The following is a 19610-nucleotide window of genomic DNA, read 5'->3' as shown; positions in this document are numbered from 1 at the left end:
TTAATAGGAGCGGCGTTTCGTTTTTCATCTACTGACGTTATAAATGCCTATCCAGCAACGTTCATGTTTCACGTGAAACGTTTATGGGCAAACACATTAGACATCAAGATTAGCGACTAGCGCATTCGTCTCAATAAATTCACGACGAGGTTCCACTTCATCACCCATCAACGTGTTGAACATCATATCAGCAGCAACCGCATCTTCGATGGTCACTCGCAGCATACGACGGCTGTCAGGATCCATAGTGGTTTCCCACAGCTGATCAGGGTTCATTTCCCCTAGCCCTTTGTAGCGCTGGAAGGACAGTCCACGCTGGCCCTCTTGCATCAACCAAGCTAGCACTTCAGAGAAGTGTGAAACCGGTTTTTGACGCTCCCCACGGGCAATGTAGGCACCCTCTTCAAGCAACCCGTTTAAGGTCTCGCCAAGGCCTGTAATGGACCGGTAGTCAGTGCTTTCAAAGAAATCCAATCCCCACACATATTCAGTAGTAACACCGTGGGCAATCAATGACACTGCTGGCAAGTGCAAACCACGCTCGCTATCTTCCTGCAGATAGAACTGGTAACGCGGACCGCCTTCATACGCCACCATGTCATCCATTGCTTTCTGCAGCTCAGCAATCCAGTTTTCCATGGTAATGCGGTCTTTGAGACTTACTTCACCCTGGAGTGCTGTTGCATGCACAACCTGTCTGAGCACCTCGATGGGATAGACACGAGCCAGTCGATCAATTCGTTTCATCACATTTCGGTATTGAGTAACCAGTGCCTCTAGCTGTGAACCGGTAATACCTGGCGCATCCGCGTTGACATATAACCCTGCTCCATCCAACGCCGTGGTGGTCAGATAGTCAGTCATTGCTTGTTCATCTTTCAGGTAGAGCTCTTGCTTGCCCCGCTTAATTTTATAAAGCGGAGGTTGAGCAATAAAGATATGTCCGCGCTCAATCAGTTCAGGCATCTGACGGAAAAAGAACGTTAACAACAATGTGCGAATGTGCGAACCATCAACATCGGCATCCGTCATAATAATGACAGAATGGTAACGTAACTTGTCAGGATTAAACTCTTCGCGACCGATACCGCAGCCTAACGCTGTAATCAGAGTGCCAACTTCTGCTGATGACAGCATCTTATCGAAGCGCGCTTTCTCAACGTTGAGTATTTTACCTTTGAGCGGCAAAATTGCCTGGGTGCGACGATCACGCCCCTGCTTAGCACTACCGCCAGCCGAGTCGCCCTCTACCAGATAAAGCTCAGATTGGCTTGGGTCTTTCTCTTGGCAATCGGCAAGTTTGCCCGGTAACCCAGCGATATCGAGCGCGCCTTTACGACGCGTCATATCACGCGCTTTACGAGCAGCTTCTCGTGCCCGTGCAGCGTCTAGCATTTTATTAACGATCGATTTAGCTTCGTTAGGCTTCTCAATCAAATAGTCAGCAAATAGGCGACCCATTTCCTGCTCAACCGCCGTCTTCACTTCACTGGAAACTAATTTATCTTTGGTTTGAGACGAAAATTTCGGATCAGGAACTTTAACAGAAATAATTGCGGTCAAGCCTTCACGAGCATCGTCGCCCGACGTGTTGACCTTAGATTTTTTTAACAGCCCCTGTGCTTCGATGTAATGATTTAACGTACGTGTTAGCGCTGCACGGAAACCAGCTAAGTGAGTACCGCCATCCCGCTGGGGAATATTATTGGTGTAGCAGAAAATGTTTTCCGTGAAGGCATCGCTCCACTGCATCGCGACTTCCACTTCGACACCATCTTCACGCACCGCATTAAAATGAAACACAGGATTTAGAACGGTTTTGTTCTTATTCAAGTGATCAACAAATGCTTTCAAACCGCCTTCATAGTGGAACAACTCCTCTTTGCCACTGCGTTCGTCCATTAAACGAATAGCAACGCCGGAGTTTAAAAATGAGAGTTCACGTAAGCGTTTAGCGAGGATGTCGTAGTGAAACTCGATATTTGCAAACGTGTTAGGTGAAGGACGAAAGTGCACACGGGTGCCACTCTTTTCGGTTTTACCTACTACGCCTAACGGTGCCTGAGGCACGCCATGGTGATAGACCTGCTCAAACACTTCACCTTGACGCCAGATGGTCAAACGCAGCTCTTCTGAAAGCGCGTTAACGACCGACACGCCTACACCATGTAAGCCGCCTGATACTTTATATGAATTATCGTCGAACTTACCGCCTGCGTGCAGCACTGTCATAATAACTTCTGCTGCCGAAACGCCTTCGCCTTCATGTAGCTCGGTAGGAACCCCACGGCCATTATCACTCACCGTTATTGATTCATCCGGGTGGATAACCACACGAATTTCACTACAGTGACCTGCCAGAGCTTCATCGATGGAGTTATCCACCAGCTCGAAAACCATGTGGTGCAGCCCGGTGCCATCGTCGGTATCGCCGATATACATGCCTGGGCGCTTGCGCACTGCGTCTAGCCCTTTGAGCACCTTAATGCTTGATGAATCGTAAGCCTGCTCGCTCATTGACCACTCCGTCGTGAAGTCTGTCTCGTTCCATGTCGTCTACCCGTCCGGTAGTAATTGGCTTAACCCTTGATCGGCGTGTTTCACGTGAAACATTTCAACCTCTGTTGAGGGTTCCCATATACCACGAAGCGCGGAGGGTTCGACGCTAGTAATAAATGCCTGACACTGCATCTTTTCAAGTAAATTACAAAATCTATCTCGGTACGTGCTATCGAGCTCTGCTGGCAGATCATCGATTAAATAAATGCAGTGCCGCTGTGTGGTACTTTCCAGAAGCCGCCCCTGGGCAAGCTTTAATGCACTAACCACCAATTTTTGCTGGCCTCTGGAAAGGATCTCAACTGCAGGCTGTTTGTTTAATCTAATTCGTAAATCAGCACGCTGTGGGCCCTGCTGTGTAAAGCCCATCTGCTGATCCGCTTGGCGACTATCATATAGCACGTCAGCAAGTCCACGCTGCTTATCCCAGCCTCGAGCATAACGCAGCGTTAAACCTGGCAAAGAAATCAACTCATTAAGGGTTTTATCAAATACTGGCAAGAACTCACTGAACCACGCCTGCCTGAGCATATCCATTCGCTCGCCCCAGATCGCTAACTCTTGCTCCCATACTGCTATTTCACTTGGCTCTATTCTACCACGCCTAAGAAGCGCATTCCGATGTTTCACCGCTCTGCGCGTTCGCTTCCACGCGTCAAGAAAGCAGTGTTTCACGTGAAACACCCCCCAATCGAGAAACTCTCTTCGACCCGCAGGAGCTCCTTCAAGTAAGCGGAAGGCATCTGGATTTATTACCTGAAGAGGCATCGCTTCAACCAGCTCCGCTAAGCGGACGCCTTTCTCTCCTCTAAGACGCAGCTCCAGCTCGCGCTGAGCACGCATTCTCCTTACCCCTAGCGTTACCTCAGGATCGCCTGTTAAACGTCCGTACAGCGTCATATAGGGCACTTCATTCTGTATCGCATGCTTTAGTTGGCGAGTGCGGAAAGAGCGTCCCATCCCTAAAATGTGAATACCTTCTAACAGACTGGTTTTACCGCTGCCATTATTGCCATAGATCACATTAATACGTGAAGAAGGACGCATTTCTAATGGCGCGAGATTACGCACGCCCTGAAAGTTGAGCTGCTTCACACTCATTAGCAGTTACCATCCAATAAGACCATATCACTTGTCATCCGTACTAAACGCGAAAACGGCGCTTCTGCTATCAGAAGCGCCGCCCTTATTAGTTATTGAAAGTAATTATAAGCGCATCGGCATAACAACATAGAGCGCATCGCCGCCACCAGGCTCCTCTAGCAATGCACTGCTGTTGGGGTCTGCAAGGGTAATCTGTACACGATCTTCATCTAGGACCGACAGTACATCCACTAAGTAACCAACATTAAAGCCAACTTCCATGGCGCCACCGTTGTACTCAACGGACACGTTCTCTTCGGCTTCTTCCTGCTCAGGGTTATTAGCCATTACCTTAAGATTGTTTTCCTCAAGATACAGGCGTACACCGCGATATTTTTCATTAGAAAGAATAGCTGTACGTGAAAGCACCTGACGCAATTCAGCACGTTCAGCAATCAGTACTTTATCGCCATTACGAGGCACAACACGCTCATAGTCAGGGAACTTGCCGTCAATCAGCTTAGAGGTAAACGTAAAGTCACCTGTATGAGCCCGTACATGGGTTGAACCCAAGGTGAGGCTGACAGGTTCATCACTGTCATCCAATAGGCGGGAAAGCTCTAAAATGCCTTTACGCGGCACAATTAGCTTTTGTGCTTGATCTACAGCAACATCAATTGGACGTGAGCACATAGCTAAGCGGTGCCCATCAGTTGCTACGGTGCGTAACAAATTGCTTTGAATTTCAAGCAACATGCCGTTTAGATAATACCGTACATCTTGCTGAGCCATTGCAAAAGACGTTGACTCAATCAAGTGCTTCAATGTGCCACGAGGCACACTAAGCTCTTGACTACCATCCGCATCTTCAATATTCGGAAATTCGGCAACAGGTAGCGTCGATAGGGTAAAACGCGAACGACCACTGCGCAGCACAGCTCGTCCCTCTTCTACCGCTAGCTGGATCTCCGCCTGATCAGGCAGCGATTTACAGATATCCATCAGCTTACGCGCAGGCACCGTGGCAGCACCCTCTTGATCTACTTGGCTAGCCACAGTACGGCCTATTAGTTCTACTTCTAAATCGGTACCGGTTAATGCTACCTGATCCCCTTCTACTTGGATCAGTACATTAGAAAGTACTGGCAGCGTTTGGCGCCGTTCGACTACGCCCGCCACCAGAGTCAGCGGGCGAAGCAGTGCCTCTCGGGAAATAGTAAATTTCATCGGTACTCCGGTTTCTATCCTGAAAGGCCCGCCAGTGCAGGCCCAAACGATAACGGTTAACTAGTTAGCAGGCGAAGAAGGTTCTTATAATCTTCACGAATATCCGCATTCTCTTCTTGCAGCGCTTTTACCTTACGACAAGCATGCAACACAGTCGTATGATCACGGCCACCAAAGGCATCGCCTATTTCCGGCAGACTATGATTCGTCAACTCTTTCGCTAACGCCATAGCAACTTGCCGCGGCCGCGCAACGGAACGTGAGCGACGCTTAGACAGCAAATCAGCGACTTTAATTTTGTAATATTCAGCGACCGTTCTCTGAATATTATCAACGCCTACCTGCTTATCTTGTAACGCTAATAGGTCTTTAAGCGATTCGCGAATAAAGTCCTGAGTAATGGTTTTACCCATAAAATGTGAGTCTGCAATGACTTTTTTCAGCGCCCCCTCAAGCTCGCGAACGTTCGAGCGAATTTTCTGCGCAATAAAAAAAGCAGCGTCGTGCGGGAGATCGACTTTTGCTTGATCTGCTTTTTTCATCAAAATCGCTACACGGGTTTCAAGCTCCGGTGGCTCAATCGCAACGGTCAGCCCCCAGCCAAAGCGAGACTTTAATCGTTCTTCAACGCCGCTAATCTCTTTTGGATAGCGGTCAGAGGTTAGGATCATCTGCTGCCCGCCCTCTAACAGTGCGTTAAAAGTATGGAAAAACTCTTCCTGGGAACGCTCTTTGCCAGCAAAAAACTGAATATCATCAATTAATAGCGCATCAACACTGCGATAAAAACGCTTGAAGTCGTTGATCGCATTTAACTGTAATGCTTTCACCATATCAGCGACAAAACGCTCGGAGTGTAGATAAACCACACGAGCATTTTCACGGCGGCCAGCTAAAGCATTACCTACGGCATGCATCAAGTGTGTTTTACCTAAACCAACGCCCCCGTATAAAAACAGCGGGTTATACGCGCCGCCAGGGTTTTCGGAAACTTGACGAGAAGCCGCACGAGCAAGTTGGTTCGATTTACCTTCAACAAATGTGTCAAAAGTAAAATTAGGATTAAGGCCGCTACCATGTTTAAGGCTGCCCTCAACCTGTACCTGGCGTTCATTACCGCGCCGACCCGATGACTCTTCCCGTAACTTATCGATTTCTCGCTCATCAGCAAGGTCTCCCCTTGGCAGTGTATGAACCGCAGGCGATGCTTGCCTTGAAGGAGATGCTGAGACCGGATTACCTAAATCTCTCGGCTGCGGAGCAGGTGCTGCGACACGGCGGCTGCCTACTGTCAAACTGACTTTGGGAGGCTTGGATGGCGCAAGTTCGCGCATCAGTTCACTGATACGCTTTGAATACTTATCACTCACCCAGTCGCGCACAAAGCGATTCGGCGCCAACAAGCGAAGCTCATTGGTCTCTCCTTCTTCTGCCTGCAGCGGACGTATCCAGGTATTGAACTGCTGTGAATTCAGTTCGTCCTGCAGGTAGTCCAGGCACTGTTGCCAAAGCGCGAGTGACACTCATCTCACCATCGGTTGAAAACGGCCGACCATTGTAGCGCCCAACGGAGCGGTTATCCACACGCACTCAAGCCTCTTTTTGCCCTGTGGACAACTACTCATGAGATATAGGGAAAAGCTGGTAATCGATCAAGCACAAACCTGTTTTGATGTATTTTATAACCTGTTGAGCACACCTAATTAACAGCTTATTTAAGGCTTATCCGAAGGTTATGCACAGATTTTTTATGATTTTAAGCTCTTGATAAAAATAAGCTAAAATAGCTTATCCACAATTAGTATCCCCACTATTAATAACAGTAGGTTTTAAGTAACTTCCTTAGTAATAATAGATTCATAGTAAGAAGCAATGCTAAACGTATACAAACAACCGCCATTGCCTTTTTCATGCTTTTTATGCAAGGAAAAATTGCACCTGACGCGGGAAGTCTCTACAATTTCCGGTCTTGAATTAAAACTCCCCGGCTAGTTCCTCACTGGACCGGGTATTTTGGAATTCACTTTCCGTCCTAAACCACGTGGGAATAACGAGTTATGAAACGCACTTTTCAACCCAGCGTTCTCAAGCGCAAGCGCGCGCATGGCTTCCGTGCTCGTATGGCAACCAAAAATGGCCGTGCTGTTATTGCACGCCGTCGCGCCAAAGGCCGCAAGCGTCTGAGCGCCTGATCTCGGATTGCGTGTGCCGCATCAAGGCTTTCCCCGGTGCTTACGTTTGCTAAACGCTGGGGATTTTAGTCACGTGTTTGAACAAGCAGACCTGAAGGTTCATGGCAAAGGTATGATGGCGTTAGCGCGTTTGAGTACCCGGGGTCACCCCCGCGTTGGACTGGTGGTCAGCAAAAAAAATGTGAAGCTCGCTGTTGATCGCAACCGCTTTAAGCGACTTGTTAGAGAGTCTGTTCGTCTCCGCCAAGATCACTTGCCCTCTGTGGATATTGTGATATTGGCAAAACGCGGCGTTCAAGATATCGACAACGAAACGCTTACACGCCAGTTAAATGGCATGTGGAAACGGCTTCAGAGAGACGCACAGGCGGTGTCTGTATCTTCCCCGCCTAATGGCGTAACACGTGACGCTTGACGACACACCTCGCCGCTCGACCTCGGCCTGCCGCCTGGCAGGCTTTCGTGTGTCATGGGTCGAGTAAATGAGGTCGAGTAGATGACACTGCGCCATTAGCATGTTCACCACCCATCGGGCAGAACCCTCATGGACGTAAAACGACTTTTATTACTGATTCCACTGGCAGTACTTGCCTATCTATTGGTTGTACAGTGGAATCAGGATTATGGGCAAACAAGCGTCGATTCGACGCCTGAGATTACCCAAAGCAGCAACGGCTCACCTATCAATAGTAATGATAGCGATGATTTATCGGTGCCAAGCTCGTCAGCTCCTCAGAATGCCATTAGTGAAGGTATGCCTGGGGAAATGGAAAGCAACGCATCAAGCCGAGACTTTATTGCTGTTACAACCGATGTTCTCGACGTGCGTATTGACCCGCACGGTGGCGATATCGTGTACGCCGCCCTACCGCAGCATAAGTTAACGCTGGACTCAGATCGTAACTACGTATTGCTTTCTGATAACTCATCACGCAGCTACGTCGCCCGTTCAGGTCTTCAACTGGACGGTCAGGCTAGCCGCATTGCCTTCACGCCCGAGCGTACCGAGTACCGCTTAGGTAACAATGAAGAGCAGCTAAGTGTTGATTTAACAGCGGAAGTTAACGGCGTCGAAGTTATTAAGCGCCTGACGTTTGAACGCGGCAACTACGCGGTCAACGTTAGCTACTATTTAGCTAATAACACCGAATCACCGGTTAGCGCACGCTTTATAGGTCAACTTGCCCGCGATAACAGCCCCGATCCTTCTAGTGGCGTTGCCATGGGCATGAATTCCTATCTTGGGGCTGCTTACTCTACTCCGGACGCACGGTATGAAAAGATCGACTTTGATGCTATTCAGAGCCGTAACTTTGAAAACCGTGAAGCTCAAGGTGGTTGGATTGCCATTATCCAACACTACTTTGTGTCTGCCTGGGCGCCTGCTCAGGATCAGCAAAACCTTTACTATGTCACTACCGATTCACGTGATCGTAATGTCGTAGCATTTGCTGGCCCCACGAGCAGTGTGGCCGCTAATGGCGAGGCAACGCTAAGCGCAACGCTGTACATGGGGCCCAAAGTTCAAGATTACCTTGAGCAAGTCGCTCCCAACTTACGCTTAACCGTCGATTATGGTTGGCTGTGGTTTATCGCCAACCCGCTGTTCTGGTTGCTGGACAAGATCCACGACATCGTTGGCAACTGGGGTTGGTCGATTGTCTTACTGACCGTACTAGTGAAATTGGTGCTGTTCCCGCTATCTGCTAAAGCCTACAAGTCAATGGCGCGCATGCGTAAGCTTGGTCCGGAAATGCAGCGTCTCAAAGAGATGTATGGCGATGATCGCCAGAAAATGTCTCAAGAGATGATGAAGTTCTACCAGAAGGAAAAGATTAATCCTTTGGGTGGCTGTTTACCGATCCTTGTCCAGATGCCAGTGTTCATTGCCCTTTATTGGATGCTGCTTGAATCTGTTGAACTGCGCCATGCACCGTTCATATTCTGGATTCAAGATTTGTCAGTGAAAGATCCGTACTTTATCTTGCCAATTCTGATGGGGATCTCGATGTTCGTTCAGCAGATGCTGAACCCAACACCGCCCGATCCCATGCAGGCGAAGATTATGAAGATGTTGCCGATTATCTTCACCTTCTTCTTCTTGTGGTTCCCAGCAGGTCTAGTTATCTACTGGGTCGTCAACAACATCATCTCGGTGGCGCAGCAGTACCTCATTACGCGTAATATTGAGAATGATCCGAACGTCGGCAAAGGGTTGCGAACCAAGTAACACGCACCCTTCTCCTACTCCCAGACCCCCGCCTTAGCGGGGGTCTGGCGTTTTAGGATGAACAACGCGACAATCTTCGCCATACACCAACGAGAAGCGCCATGGCCGACCGACTTTACACCCAAGACACCATTACCGCTCTAGCAACGCCTCCTGGCCGCGGCGGTGTTGGCATTATTCGCGTGTCAGGTCCTGCCTGCCACGATATTGCCACCGCCATACTTGGCCACTGCCCTTCCCCTCGTTACGCTCACTATGGCCCGTTTCACGCCGCTGAGAGCATTATTGATGAAGGCATAGCCCTACTGTTCAACGGGCCTCACTCATTTACCGGCGAGGACGTGCTTGAACTGCAAGGACATGGCGGGCCAATCATTATGGATATGCTGCTTGAACGCTGCCTACAGCTTGGTGCACGTCTAGCACGCCCGGGTGAATTTTCAGAACGAGCCTTTCTAAACGACAAGTTGGATCTGGCCCAGGCCGAAGCCATTGCCGATCTGATAGATGCCACTTCCCGTTCCGCTGCCGAAAATGCGGTACGCTCGTTGCAGGGCGAGTTTTCTCAGCGCATCTCGGCATTAGTGGAACGCCTCATTGAGCTGCGGGTTTACGTCGAAGCGGCGATTGATTTCCCAGAGGAGGAAATCGACTTTTTAGCCGATGGCCACGTCGCCAACCGTTTAGATAGCGTTCAGCAAGCGCTGACAGCGGTACGCAAAGCCGCAGGCCAAGGGGCACTATTACGCGAAGGAATGAGTGTGGTGATTGCTGGACGACCTAATGCCGGTAAGTCTAGCTTGCTCAATGCACTGACCGAACAAGATACTGCCATTGTGACGGATATTGCTGGCACCACGCGTGACGTGCTGAGGGAATATATTCATATTGATGGCATGCCACTGCATATTATCGACACCGCAGGGTTACGCGATACTCCCGATGCCGTAGAGAAAATAGGCGTTGCCCGCGCTTGGGAAGAGATAGAAAAAGCCGACCGCGTGCTGCTATTGGTAGATGCCTCCACGACTGATGCGACCGATCCTATGACTATTTGGCCGGAATTTGTCGCCAGACTCCCCGATCAAACGCGTCTAACGCTAGTGCGAAATAAAATTGATACAAGTGCCGAACAAGCTGGCATTGATTTATCCACAACCACACCAACGATAAGGCTATCCGCGAAAACAGGTGTGGGTGTGGATAACTTAAAATCTCATTTAAAAGACATCATGGGATTTTCTGCGACTACTGAAGGACGATTCTCAGCCCGTCGTCGTCATTTAGACGCCTTAGACCGCGCCATGATTGCGCTGGAAACTGGACGCACCCAGCTAGATGGCTACGGTGCAGGGGAATTGTTAGCCGAAGACTTGCGCGATGCTCAGCAGGCGTTAGGCGAAATTACCGGTGAATTTAGCGCTGACGACCTGCTCGGCGAAATCTTTGGCAGTTTTTGTATCGGGAAATAATCATCTGCTTCGGTCAATAACAGGCAGTGACTAACAAGCTATTCGCCTACCAGCCACTCTGATCGATAGTCACTGTCAGTGCCTAGCAGCGGCGTAAGGTGGCCCATTGCCGCCGCTAGACGCTCATCTAATCCCCAGGGCGGGTTAATCACCAGCATTCCACTACCGTACATGCCATGGCTCTGCTCGTTGGGCGTATAACGTTGAAGCTCACTGCGCCAAATTTTACGGATGCCACTTTCCCTCAAGCCATTTAGCAGCGAGTGGTGGTTGCCTGCTGGTAGCAATGGGTACCACACCAGTAACACCGCATGTCGCACTTTTGCCAAGCTATAAGCCACCGCATCAACCACCTCTAGATATTCCGCTTTACGTTCGTAGCTAGGGTCAATCAACACGCATAAACGCGGTGTTGCAACAGGCACTAGCCCACTCAAGCCTGCCAGGCCATCTCCATAGATTCGTTGCGCCTGAGGAGACAGCGACTGTGCGCTTAAGTGCTCATGCTCACCTGGGTGAAGCTCAAATAGCGTCAGGCGATCTTGCTCACGCAGCGGCTGAGAAAGCCACCACGGTGAACCAGGATAATGGGTTAGCTCGGAAGCATTGGGCTGGGCAGTGCCCAACGTGGTTAGCCAACTGTTTAGTAAAGGGTCCGTTAGCTGTCCACGTGCTTGCCATAGAGGCCAAATGCCCTCGCGGTACTCTTGAAGCCGCTGAGTCTCTTTGGTGTTAAGGGGATAAAGACCCCGTCCCGCATGAGTATCTACATATGTAATGGCAGTTTTTTTACGTAATAAATACTCAGCCACTGCGTAAAGCGTCAAATGTTTCTGCACATCGGCAAAGTTACCGGCATGGTAAGCGTGTTGGTAAGACAGCATAGTCGCTCGCTAACAGAGAATCGAAAAAAGCCCGCTATGTGAGCATAGCGGGCGTTTATCGGCAATGCCGAGGTTACAAATCGTTAGCGTTGGCCTTGTCCATCTCCCGTCGGAGTCAAGGTGATTTCAACGCGGCGGTTTTGTGCACGCCCCTGTTCAGAGTCATTACTAGCCACCGGCTGATTCGCACCGTATCCCCTAGTGTTTAATCGGGCAGATGAAACGCCATTTTGGCTAAGATAATTACCAACAGACTGGGCACGACGCTCAGATAGACGCTGGTTATAACTTGCATCACCTGTGCTATCGGTGTGGCCAGCAATGTTGACGCGAGTATCCTGATACTGGGTCAGTACATTCGCTACTTGGTTAAGTGAGTTACGTGCTTCGCTGGTAAGGTCGGCTGAGTCGAAACCAAAGGTAACGCCACTAGGCATATTAAGCACAATATCGTCACCACGACGGTCGATCTCAATGCGTGAGCCCTGGAGATTTTCACGCAGCTGTTGTTCCTGACGATCCATGTAAACGCCCACACCGGCACCCGCTGCCGCACCCACCGCCGCACCAATTAAGGCACGATCGCGACGGCTAGTACTGCCATCACCAGACAGCGCACCAGCAGCAGCGCCAATGGCAGCACCAATGCCAGATCCCATCGCCGTGCTAGAGCGCTGCGTCTGACCGCCATAAGGGTCTGAGGTAGCACAGCCAGCTAACAAAATGGCTGCCGCTAGCGGGGTCAGTAGTCGAGAAATACGCATCACTCACTCCTTGATAGTCTTCAGGGTAATTACTTTATATATCGCTGATCACTCATCGCTTATTAATGTCAGCAATTCATTCAAGAATAATAGACCTTGAGGCGATGCACGCAGCTTTTCGGGCATTTCCATTAAAAGTCCTTTTTCATAGGCGCTGTGTAACCGTGCAAGTAACATGGCTGGGGGCTGCCCTGTGTAAGCCGTCCAGACATCCATGGAGACGCCATCGATTAAACGTAACGCATTCATCGAAAATTCAAGGGGCAGCTCTTGTGTTGCTATCGGCTGCTTGCCGGCCACAAAGCCACGCAGATCATTTGAACGGCGTAAATAAGCCTCTGGCTGACGTGTTTTCCAGCGCCTTTCAATATGCCGCTGCCCCTGACTGTCAACCGTCGTCAGCTTTCCATGAGCCCCCGCCCCAATACCCAAGTAATCGCCAAACTGCCAATAATTAATATTGTGCCGACTTTGTTGCTCTACTCGCGCGTAGGCGGAAATTTCATAGCGTCGTAAGCCAGCTTGCTCAAGGCGTTGATGCCCAGCTTCTTGAATGTCCCAGAGTGCCTCTTCTTCTGGTAACACAGGCGGCTGAGAGAAAAATGCCGTATTAGGTTCAAGCGTTAACTGATACCAGGAAAGGTGCTCTGGTCCCAGATCCAATGCTTGATTAATATCCTCCATCGCTTGAGCCGGGGTTTGCTTGGGTAACCCATGCATCAAATCAATATTGAGATTATCAAACCCAGCTTCACGGGCCTGGCGAACAGCATTCACAGCTTCTTGGCCACTATGAATACGCCCCAACGCGCTAAGCTGTTCAGGGCGAAAACTCTGAACTCCTAAAGACAGACGATTAATGCCAGCTTCTCGATAACCAATAAACCGCTGCTGCTCGGTCGTGCCAGGATTGGCTTCTAGGGTAATTTCTATAGTAGAAGAGAAAGGCAGCCGAAGGCGTATCTCTTTGAATAATTGATCATAAAAAGCTGGTGATAAGAGACTTGGTGTACCCCCACCAATAAATATGGTTTGAATCTCTCTTTCATCCGCTAACGATAAATCACCATCTAGATCATTGAGCAGGGCGGTGAGATAAGCGGCTTCAGGCAGCTCCTCAGTGCTTGGCTCATGGGAGTTAAAATCACAGTAAGGGCACTTACGCACACACCATGGCGTATGTATGTAAAGAGATAAGGGTGGCAATAGCTCAGCCATGTGCCACCTTCAACAGTTCTACCAAACCTTGTAATGCCCGTCCGCGATGACTAAGCCGGTTTTTAGTTTCACTGGGCAACTCGGCAACACTCATTCCTTGATCCGGTAGCCAAAAAAGGGGGTCATAACCAAAACCACCGTTACCGCGAGGATGTGCCAGAATTTCACCTTCCCAACTGCGTTGCACAATAACAGGCACAGGATCTTCTGGGTGGCGTAAATAGACTAATACACACCAATAACGCCCGCTACGTTGACCTTCAGCATAGGGGCTAAGCGACGTTAATAACTTTTCATTATTTCGCTCATCACTTTTAGGTTCTCCAGCATAGCGTGCTGAGTAGATACCTGGCGCACCATTGAGTGCGTCTACTTCAAGGCCAGAGTCATCTGCTAATGCAGGCAATCCACTCACATTACTTGCTTCACGAGCTTTCAGTAATGCGTTTTCTACAAATGTAAGCCCCGTTTCATCAACCTCTTGCACACCAAATTCAGATTGTGGGCGAACATCTAACCCCAAGGGAGTAAGCAACTGATTGAATTCATTTAACTTCCCAACATTATTGCTGGCTAAAACCAGCGTCTTAATAGATGACATCCGTATGTCTCCAAATAAAAAAGCATCAGTTTACGCAGGAAAAGTGGAGGGTATAAATTCCAGAAAATGTTACCAAAGGTAATCGAGCGAATGAATCTCAAAATACTAATTTAGTAAATAAAATATTTATTAATCAATTAATTGCATGTTTATATAAAAAATGAATAACGATATTCAAATTTATTTTACTAGTTTCATAGTAACATAACTTTACGAAATGTATCTCATAGGCAACAATCAAAGGCAGACTTATTCACGCTTTCTTTCCATGAGGACTAACCAATGCCGCAGGAAAAAACCACAGGTCTGGTGTATATCATTACTGAAAATAGTCCGCAATTGCAGCTATTTGTAGACTATTTACAAACGCAGACGGGCTGCAAAATTAATACCTACACACCTGATGCCGTACTTCCACCAACAATCGCTGGCAAGTTACTTATTCTTATAGACAGCGACCACATTGATGCCGATACATTACCAAACTAGCAGGAAAAGCTTCCTGACGCACTGGCAAAAGCACCGCTAGCGGCCTTCAATATTCGCGATATGGATCACGCGTTAGAGTCACTTTCTTGCGCTCAACTAAAAGGGATTTTTTACCGTAACGAAAGCTTAGAGGTATTTTGCAAAGGCATTCACGCCTTATTAGATAATGAGCTGTGGATGTCTCGTGAACTGATGGCAAGGTTAATACTTTTCTACCGTAAGTACCAAAGTAATGCTTTCAGACCTGCCTGTGGCTTAACGAACCGAGAAATGGAAATTATCTCTTTATTAAGCGCCGGCTCATCTAATCAACAAATTGCCGAAAAACTGTTTTTAAGCGAACACACCGTCAAATCTCATCTATATAACATTTTCCGTAAAATTAATGTACACAACCGCATTCAAGCACTTAATTGGATTCATCAAAACCTTGGCCCCATTCTACCTAACATAGAAACCGCACGTAGTTTACAACGCCATCGGTAGCTTTCAAAAGGACCCTATCGCCATGTATCTACTTTATCAATTACCTCGCTCTGTATTACTTACGTTTGTCGTCTATTTCGCGCTGCTAACAAGCGTCTTAGCTAACGAGCCTAGTTCTTTACCCGCCAGCGAACAAGAAGAAGTAGATGCAATTAATCAGCTATCAAGCCCCGATGGCCCAGAAATCCAATCCCGACAAAGCGGCAGTAGTGAACTCACTGGCGTCATGGTGGACCGTACGGTAACCATGGCTGGCAAGACCTTCTATCGTGCTTTCAGCCAACGAGCCATGGATAGCCTACTAATAGGCAACGCCACCATTACCATTCAGGAGCGCCCCGATGCACGTTGGGGTAGTCAGGTTGCCATTATGGAAGGCAACCGCATGTACTTTAGGACACAGCTCTCTCCCAGGATTAGCGAAGCTGACCGCATAGCCGGAGAAGCTGTACAAGTTGTGGAAGAGGCACTTCTCCAGCAGCAGCTGGCATCTGCCCTTATATCAGATAAAGACCTGGGAAAAGAGGAGTTATTCTAATGAACATTCGCGTAAAAATTCGCTGCGCTACGTTAATAGCAGTAATGGGCATAGGAACAAATGCATACTCGGGAGAATTAATTTACCAACCGATTAATCCCTCTTTCGGTGGTGATCCATTTGCCGGTAGTTATTTATTGGGCAAAGCTCAAGCACAAGATACTAATAAAGACCCAAATACGCGCAGCGTGCAATCACTATCTTCCACAGATCGACTGCTACAAAGTTTAGAAAGCCGCTTGATATCACAGCTTATCTCTGATGTTAGCCGCGGTGAAGTTAGCGAAGGTAGTTTCGATAGTGATGAGTTTGGCGTTGTGGTGAGCGATAACAGTGGCCAACTAGTGGTTAGAGTAGTTGATAAGGTAACGGGTGATGTCACTGAAATAAGCGTTGGTGGTTTATTTAATCCTTAACAAAAAAGCAGAATAAATAGCCAACAACTGAGAATAAAGCTTAACGCTAACTGCTTCATCAGGGGATCACTATGAAAATCATTGCCTCACTTATCATTGTCAGCTTGCTGAGCGGCTGCGCAGGGGTGGTAGCCACATCAGAAAATTTAGAAGGTGCTGAAGCAACCTTAACACCACGAGGCTCAACCTATCAGGATCTTGTTGCGCTACCGCCGCCAGCGGGTAAGATTTTTGTTTCCGTATATGACTTCCGCGACCAAACAGGTCAATACCGGCCAGCCCCTGCAAGTACCTTCTCTACAGCGGTGACCCAAGGGGCAGCGGCAATGCTTACCGGCGCCCTCTCAGACTCTGGCTGGTTTATTCCCCTAGAGCGGGTTGGGTTACAGAACTTATTAACCGAACGTCGTATTATTCGCGCAGAATTCGAGCGGTTTGGTCAGCCTGATACGTTACCATCGTTAAGGGCAGCCTCGGTAATGCTTGAAGGGGGCATTATTGCCTACGAATCCAACATACGAACCGGAGGCGCCGGTGCGGAATATTTCGGCATAGGTGCATCAGGCCAGTACCAAGTGGATCAGGTGACGGTTAATTTACGTGCCGTCGAAATATCAACCGGCGAAATATTGGCCAACGTCACGACCACCAAAACGATCTACTCCAAAGAGCTAAGAGCTGGGGTTTATCGCTTTATCGACTTTAGCCGATTATTAGAAGCCGAGGCAGGTATCACTACCAATGAGCCTGTGCAGCTAGCGGTTATGTCGGCGATTGAGTCTGCGGTCATCCATCTTATTGCTAGAGGTATAGAAAACCGGCTATGGAATCTAGCGCCAGGGGCCAGCCTACAAGAATCTATCTTAGACGAATACCTTAACGCCCCCATACCCATGCTGTAGGCATGGCATAATTAAATCAAGGGAACACCACATAAAATATAAACGTTTTAATGGCCACTCATAGAGTGGCCATTTTTTTAATTTTCGTCGTTTACCCATGTAATTTTATCGTAATGATTTATCTAATCAATGGGGTGTGAATTTATTAGCTAGTAATTTAATAGAAAAACCAAAAATTTAGTCGCAGCAACAATAAAACTTCTTATGGCGACTTTCTTCAAATAGTCCAAACTAAATATACGAAACATAAAGATACAAAAAGTTTCAAAAGGGGTAAGAAATGAAACCTTCAAGCCTGACTAAGAGCAATGCAAATCATAAAAGCTGCATAGCTTTGCTTTTAACGATTGGCTTGCTGGGAATGAATATGATTGCTCAAGCAGATAACTCAAGAGTTGCTCAGTATGTAAGTGAGATAGACACCTCATTTTTACAAGGCAATATTAGTGTGATTGAGCAACAGGGTAACAGTAATAAAGCCAGTGTTACTCAATCACGTTCAGCTAGTTATCAATTCGCTAATTTTTCTCATATTCATCAGCGTGGTAATAACAATCATGCTGAGATAGTACAAAGTAATGGCAATAATATCGGCGTTATATGGCAAGTCGGTAATAATCATTCTGCCAATATTAGTCAGCAAGGCAATGCGTTTTCACTAAGAGCAGATATATATCAAACGGGTTTTAGCGGCGATATTACGATTTCACAATCGGGCAGTGGCTTACGCGGCATTAGTGTCCAGCAACAAAATAATTCGGGCAGTGCACGTCCAGTCACTATCGATACCTATTGAGCCGCCATCTGCAGCTCAATAGACAACCAAAAGCAAGATGGTCGAAAAAAGGGGAAACAAAATGAAGACTCAAATGACTGCTCTAGCCGCTGCTGTAACCATCACAATGAGCGGTATGGCTTTTGCACAGCAACTACCTCTTGATAACAGTGTTTCTTGGGGGGTTGATAACCCTAATACCAACATTGACAATGATGCTTGGGATAATGTTCAACCTGCGGTGCCCAGTGGCAGCAATATTCTTAATGCTTTAAACCTTCTTGGTCCAACCTCTGATACTAGCCAAAATGTATCTGATATTGATCAGACAGGATCAGGTAGCAATGCTAACGAAGCAAGTGTTCAGCAAGGCGGTGGGGTTGGTAACCAGTCAGACGTTATTCAAGTAAAAGCTTCCGGTTCAGGCGGCCCTAATGAAGCATATGTTGATCAATTCGGTACAAATAACGTTTCATATGTTTCCCAAGATTTAGATTCTGGCCTTGCAGAAGTATTGCAAAACGGTACAAATAACCAAGGCAGAGTTGAACAAGGTGGAAACCAAAATAATAGTGCCTTTATTGACCAAACTGGTATCAACAATCGCTCAGTAATTCAGCACGGCTCTTCAGATAACGTTGCATCATCCGTTCAAGCAGGCTTTTCACAAGATAGTGTTATTCGCCAAACCGGGGATGCTAACAACGCCTCTGCTACACAGTTAGGTGGAAATGGTGAAAGTGCTATCGCGCAAAACAGAGGGCTAAACCAAGCAACGTATCTTGATCTAGGTTTCGATAACACATCCTATATGCGCCAACGTCGTATTGGCCCAGATGGCAATACTGCTGACGTATTTCAAGGAGGTTTCGATAACTTCTCTGAGTTAGGTCAAGATGGCAGTGGCAACGATGCAGTTGTAACACAAGTTGGTGCTTTCAGTGATTCAGACATCCAGCAAGAGGGTAATGACAACTCTGCTACGTTATTCCAGGTTAGTGGAGGTTCAAACTCTTATATAAGCCAATTTGGCGATGATAACATCGCAAATGTCACTCAGACAGGAACATTTGGTTCAAATGAATCATATATTCTTCAGTCTAACAATGACCATGAAGCAACTGTTACACAAGCACGCGGTTTTGGTTTCGGTGGTCTTTTCGGAAGTGCTAACATCTCGACAGTAACCCAAGTAGGCTCAGTAGGAAGTTCTGCAAGTGTGACCCAAAGCGGTACTGGTAACTGGGCCTCTACCATCCAGTACTAATCCTTGGTTAGCCAATGCTCTCAAACCGCCCCGGAAGGGGCGGTTTTTTATGTTTCTATATTAATATTAACGTACCACAACCGTTAGCGTACCGCCTTTGCCTTGGGTCGAAGAGCGTGAGCGGTTACTGCCTTTCACGATATCTACTTCTAAACGCTCGTCATCGCTAAGTAGCTTTACCGTACCTTCTAGCGTAGTGCCTTCGAAAGTGAATTCAGCGGGTACGGTGCCTCGGGTTTCAGGGTGCTCGATGGTTTCATCGTTGTGGGTGATACGCCACTGGGCTGAAAATTCTGCGCCGGGTGTGCCGCCCATGGTGATGTGGATCTGGGTCATATCCTGCTCCTGTGCGGCCATTCCTGTTAATGGTAGGCCAAGGGTGAGAATGGCGGTTAACAATACGCCGTTAAAACGTGAAGAGTGCCAAGCCGACTGCCGTTTCATGGGTTGTTTACCTCACTAACCACAAGAGCCGCTCAATTAGAGCGGCTCTTGAAGTGTAGCAGG

At 48.0% G+C, this 19610-nt stretch carries 20 protein-coding genes; 11 read left to right on the top strand and 9 right to left on the bottom strand.

From position 1 onward, the window contains the following. Positions 1–96: 96 nt before the first annotated feature. The 4 genes from gyrB to dnaA form a co-directional block, all read right to left on the bottom strand. Positions 97–2517, bottom strand: a complete 2421-nt coding sequence (gene gyrB / locus CR46_RS0108020; protein ID WP_030071665.1) for a DNA topoisomerase (ATP-hydrolyzing) subunit B — start codon at positions 2515–2517, stop codon at positions 97–99. Positions 2518–2556: 39 nt separating this feature from the next. Further along, positions 2557–3660, bottom strand: a complete 1104-nt coding sequence (gene recF, locus CR46_RS0108015; protein ID WP_030071663.1) for a DNA replication/repair protein RecF — start codon at positions 3658–3660, stop codon at positions 2557–2559. A 105-nt stretch (positions 3661–3765) separates the two neighbouring features. Next, positions 3766–4869 carry a DNA polymerase III subunit beta gene (gene dnaN / locus CR46_RS0108010; protein ID WP_030071660.1) on the bottom strand — a complete coding sequence of 368 codons (1104 nt, stop codon included), beginning with the start codon at positions 4867–4869 and terminating at the stop codon, positions 3766–3768. Between the two features lie 56 nt (positions 4870–4925). After that, positions 4926–6392: a chromosomal replication initiator protein DnaA gene (gene dnaA, locus CR46_RS0108005; RefSeq protein ID WP_030071658.1), complete on the bottom strand. Its 1467-nt coding sequence runs from the start codon at positions 6390–6392 to the stop codon at positions 4926–4928. A gap of 534 nt (positions 6393–6926) precedes the next feature. Between dnaA and rpmH the strand changes: the two genes are divergently transcribed. The 4 genes from rpmH to mnmE all read left to right on the top strand — a co-directional run bounded on the left by rpmH (position 6927) and on the right by mnmE (position 10763). Next, positions 6927–7061, top strand: a complete 135-nt coding sequence (gene rpmH, locus CR46_RS0108000) for a 50S ribosomal protein L34 (RefSeq protein WP_009723348.1) — start codon at positions 6927–6929, stop codon at positions 7059–7061. A gap of 13 nt (positions 7062–7074) precedes the next feature. Continuing rightward, a complete protein-coding gene (gene rnpA, locus CR46_RS0107995) occupies positions 7075–7476 on the top strand; it encodes a ribonuclease P protein component (RefSeq protein WP_030071655.1) in 402 nt (133 codons plus the stop codon). 129 nt (positions 7477–7605) lie between these two features. Then, entirely contained in the window at positions 7606–9291 is a 1686-nt protein-coding gene (gene yidC / locus CR46_RS0107990) for a membrane protein insertase YidC (protein ID WP_030071653.1), read from the top strand. A 101-nt stretch (positions 9292–9392) separates the two neighbouring features. After that, the gene (gene mnmE / locus CR46_RS0107985) at positions 9393–10763 is read left to right on the top strand and encodes a tRNA uridine-5-carboxymethylaminomethyl(34) synthesis GTPase MnmE (RefSeq protein ID WP_030071651.1); all 1371 of its coding nucleotides are present in this window, start codon (positions 9393–9395) and stop codon (positions 10761–10763) included. A gap of 38 nt (positions 10764–10801) precedes the next feature. Here the strand turns inward: mnmE and CR46_RS0107980 are convergent, their stop codons facing one another. The 4 genes from CR46_RS0107980 to rdgB all read right to left on the bottom strand — a co-directional run bounded on the left by CR46_RS0107980 (position 10802) and on the right by rdgB (position 14230). Next, positions 10802–11647, bottom strand: coding sequence for a 23S rRNA (adenine(2030)-N(6))-methyltransferase RlmJ (locus CR46_RS0107980; RefSeq protein ID WP_030071649.1), 846 nt, complete (start codon positions 11645–11647; stop codon positions 10802–10804). 83 nt (positions 11648–11730) lie between these two features. After that, the gene (locus tag CR46_RS0107975) at positions 11731–12411 is read right to left on the bottom strand and encodes a YiaD family glycine zipper/OmpA-like lipoprotein (protein WP_030071646.1); all 681 of its coding nucleotides are present in this window, start codon (positions 12409–12411) and stop codon (positions 11731–11733) included. Positions 12412–12459: 48 nt separating this feature from the next. Beyond that, entirely contained in the window at positions 12460–13629 is a 1170-nt protein-coding gene (gene hemW / locus CR46_RS0107970) for a radical SAM family heme chaperone HemW (RefSeq protein WP_030071644.1), read from the bottom strand. Continuing rightward, positions 13622–14230: an RdgB/HAM1 family non-canonical purine NTP pyrophosphatase gene (gene rdgB, locus CR46_RS0107965; protein ID WP_030071642.1), complete on the bottom strand. Its 609-nt coding sequence runs from the start codon at positions 14228–14230 to the stop codon at positions 13622–13624. The genes hemW and rdgB overlap by 8 nt, the downstream gene beginning before the upstream one ends. Before the next feature lie 282 nt (positions 14231–14512). On the opposite strand from rdgB, the gene CR46_RS18665 reads away from it, so the two are divergent. The 7 genes from CR46_RS18665 to CR46_RS0107935 all read left to right on the top strand — a co-directional run bounded on the left by CR46_RS18665 (position 14513) and on the right by CR46_RS0107935 (position 19103). Further along, a complete protein-coding gene (locus CR46_RS18665) occupies positions 14513–14719 on the top strand; it encodes a hypothetical protein (protein WP_332245071.1) in 207 nt (68 codons plus the stop codon). Between the two features lie 177 nt (positions 14720–14896). Then, positions 14897–15205 (top strand): response regulator transcription factor, encoded by a 309-nt coding sequence (locus tag CR46_RS18660; RefSeq protein ID WP_332245070.1) that lies wholly within the window; start codon positions 14897–14899, stop codon positions 15203–15205. Positions 15206–15227: 22 nt separating this feature from the next. Continuing rightward, the gene (locus CR46_RS0107955) at positions 15228–15743 is read left to right on the top strand and encodes a CsgE family curli-type amyloid fiber assembly protein (RefSeq protein WP_030071641.1); all 516 of its coding nucleotides are present in this window, start codon (positions 15228–15230) and stop codon (positions 15741–15743) included. Continuing rightward, positions 15743–16159 (top strand): curli assembly protein CsgF, encoded by a 417-nt coding sequence (locus tag CR46_RS0107950; RefSeq protein WP_030071638.1) that lies wholly within the window; start codon positions 15743–15745, stop codon positions 16157–16159. Before CR46_RS0107955 ends, CR46_RS0107950 begins: the two co-directional genes overlap by 1 nt. Before the next feature lie 71 nt (positions 16160–16230). After that, on the top strand, positions 16231–17061 hold the full coding sequence (locus tag CR46_RS0107945; RefSeq protein ID WP_030071637.1) for a CsgG/HfaB family protein: 831 nt from the start codon (positions 16231–16233) through the stop codon (positions 17059–17061). Positions 17062–17341: 280 nt separating this feature from the next. Further along, positions 17342–17857 carry a hypothetical protein gene (locus tag CR46_RS0107940; protein ID WP_051690140.1) on the top strand — a complete coding sequence of 172 codons (516 nt, stop codon included), beginning with the start codon at positions 17342–17344 and terminating at the stop codon, positions 17855–17857. 61 nt (positions 17858–17918) lie between these two features. Next, positions 17919–19103 carry a hypothetical protein gene (locus tag CR46_RS0107935; RefSeq protein WP_198023703.1) on the top strand — a complete coding sequence of 395 codons (1185 nt, stop codon included), beginning with the start codon at positions 17919–17921 and terminating at the stop codon, positions 19101–19103. Positions 19104–19169: 66 nt separating this feature from the next. Here CR46_RS0107935 and CR46_RS0107930 read toward each other — a convergent pair whose 3' ends face one another. Then, the gene (locus CR46_RS0107930; protein WP_030071631.1) at positions 19170–19547 is read right to left on the bottom strand and encodes a hypothetical protein; all 378 of its coding nucleotides are present in this window, start codon (positions 19545–19547) and stop codon (positions 19170–19172) included. Positions 19548–19610 lie beyond the last annotated feature (63 nt).

The organism is Vreelandella neptunia (genome assembly GCF_000712975.1).
Taxonomy (GTDB): domain Bacteria; phylum Pseudomonadota; class Gammaproteobacteria; order Pseudomonadales; family Halomonadaceae; genus Vreelandella; species Vreelandella qaidamensis.
Note: the sequence above shows the minus strand (reverse complement) of the source record. Positions and strands in the feature narration are given on the sequence as shown.

What these genes read in the sequence shown, in the direction of transcription:
- rpmH (WP_009723348.1), top strand. Translation starts at nt 6,927, where the DNA reads ATGAAACGCACTTTTCAACCCAGCGTTCTCAAGCGCAAGCGCGCGCAT.
- CR46_RS0107975 (WP_030071646.1), bottom strand. Translation starts at nt 12,411, where the DNA reads ATGCGTATTTCTCGACTACTGACCCCGCTAGCGGCAGCCATTTTGTTA.
- CR46_RS0107945 (WP_030071637.1), top strand. Translation starts at nt 16,231, where the DNA reads ATGAAAATCATTGCCTCACTTATCATTGTCAGCTTGCTGAGCGGCTGC.
- dnaN (WP_030071660.1), bottom strand. Translation starts at nt 4,869, where the DNA reads ATGAAATTTACTATTTCCCGAGAGGCACTGCTTCGCCCGCTGACTCTG.
- recF (WP_030071663.1), bottom strand. Translation starts at nt 3,660, where the DNA reads ATGAGTGTGAAGCAGCTCAACTTTCAGGGCGTGCGTAATCTCGCGCCA.
- gyrB (WP_030071665.1), bottom strand. Translation starts at nt 2,517, where the DNA reads ATGAGCGAGCAGGCTTACGATTCATCAAGCATTAAGGTGCTCAAAGGG.
- CR46_RS0107950 (WP_030071638.1), top strand. Translation starts at nt 15,743, where the DNA reads ATGAACATTCGCGTAAAAATTCGCTGCGCTACGTTAATAGCAGTAATG.
- CR46_RS0107935 (WP_198023703.1), top strand. Translation starts at nt 17,919, where the DNA reads ATGAAGACTCAAATGACTGCTCTAGCCGCTGCTGTAACCATCACAATG.
- rdgB (WP_030071642.1), bottom strand. Translation starts at nt 14,230, where the DNA reads ATGTCATCTATTAAGACGCTGGTTTTAGCCAGCAATAATGTTGGGAAG.
- yidC (WP_030071653.1), top strand. Translation starts at nt 7,606, where the DNA reads ATGGACGTAAAACGACTTTTATTACTGATTCCACTGGCAGTACTTGCC.
- CR46_RS18660 (WP_332245070.1), top strand. Translation starts at nt 14,897, where the DNA reads ATGTCTCGTGAACTGATGGCAAGGTTAATACTTTTCTACCGTAAGTAC.
- CR46_RS18665 (WP_332245071.1), top strand. Translation starts at nt 14,513, where the DNA reads ATGCCGCAGGAAAAAACCACAGGTCTGGTGTATATCATTACTGAAAAT.
- mnmE (WP_030071651.1), top strand. Translation starts at nt 9,393, where the DNA reads ATGGCCGACCGACTTTACACCCAAGACACCATTACCGCTCTAGCAACG.
- hemW (WP_030071644.1), bottom strand. Translation starts at nt 13,629, where the DNA reads ATGGCTGAGCTATTGCCACCCTTATCTCTTTACATACATACGCCATGG.
- CR46_RS0107955 (WP_030071641.1), top strand. Translation starts at nt 15,228, where the DNA reads ATGTATCTACTTTATCAATTACCTCGCTCTGTATTACTTACGTTTGTC.
- CR46_RS0107940 (WP_051690140.1), top strand. Translation starts at nt 17,342, where the DNA reads ATGAAACCTTCAAGCCTGACTAAGAGCAATGCAAATCATAAAAGCTGC.
- CR46_RS0107930 (WP_030071631.1), bottom strand. Translation starts at nt 19,547, where the DNA reads ATGAAACGGCAGTCGGCTTGGCACTCTTCACGTTTTAACGGCGTATTG.
- CR46_RS0107980 (WP_030071649.1), bottom strand. Translation starts at nt 11,647, where the DNA reads ATGCTGTCTTACCAACACGCTTACCATGCCGGTAACTTTGCCGATGTG.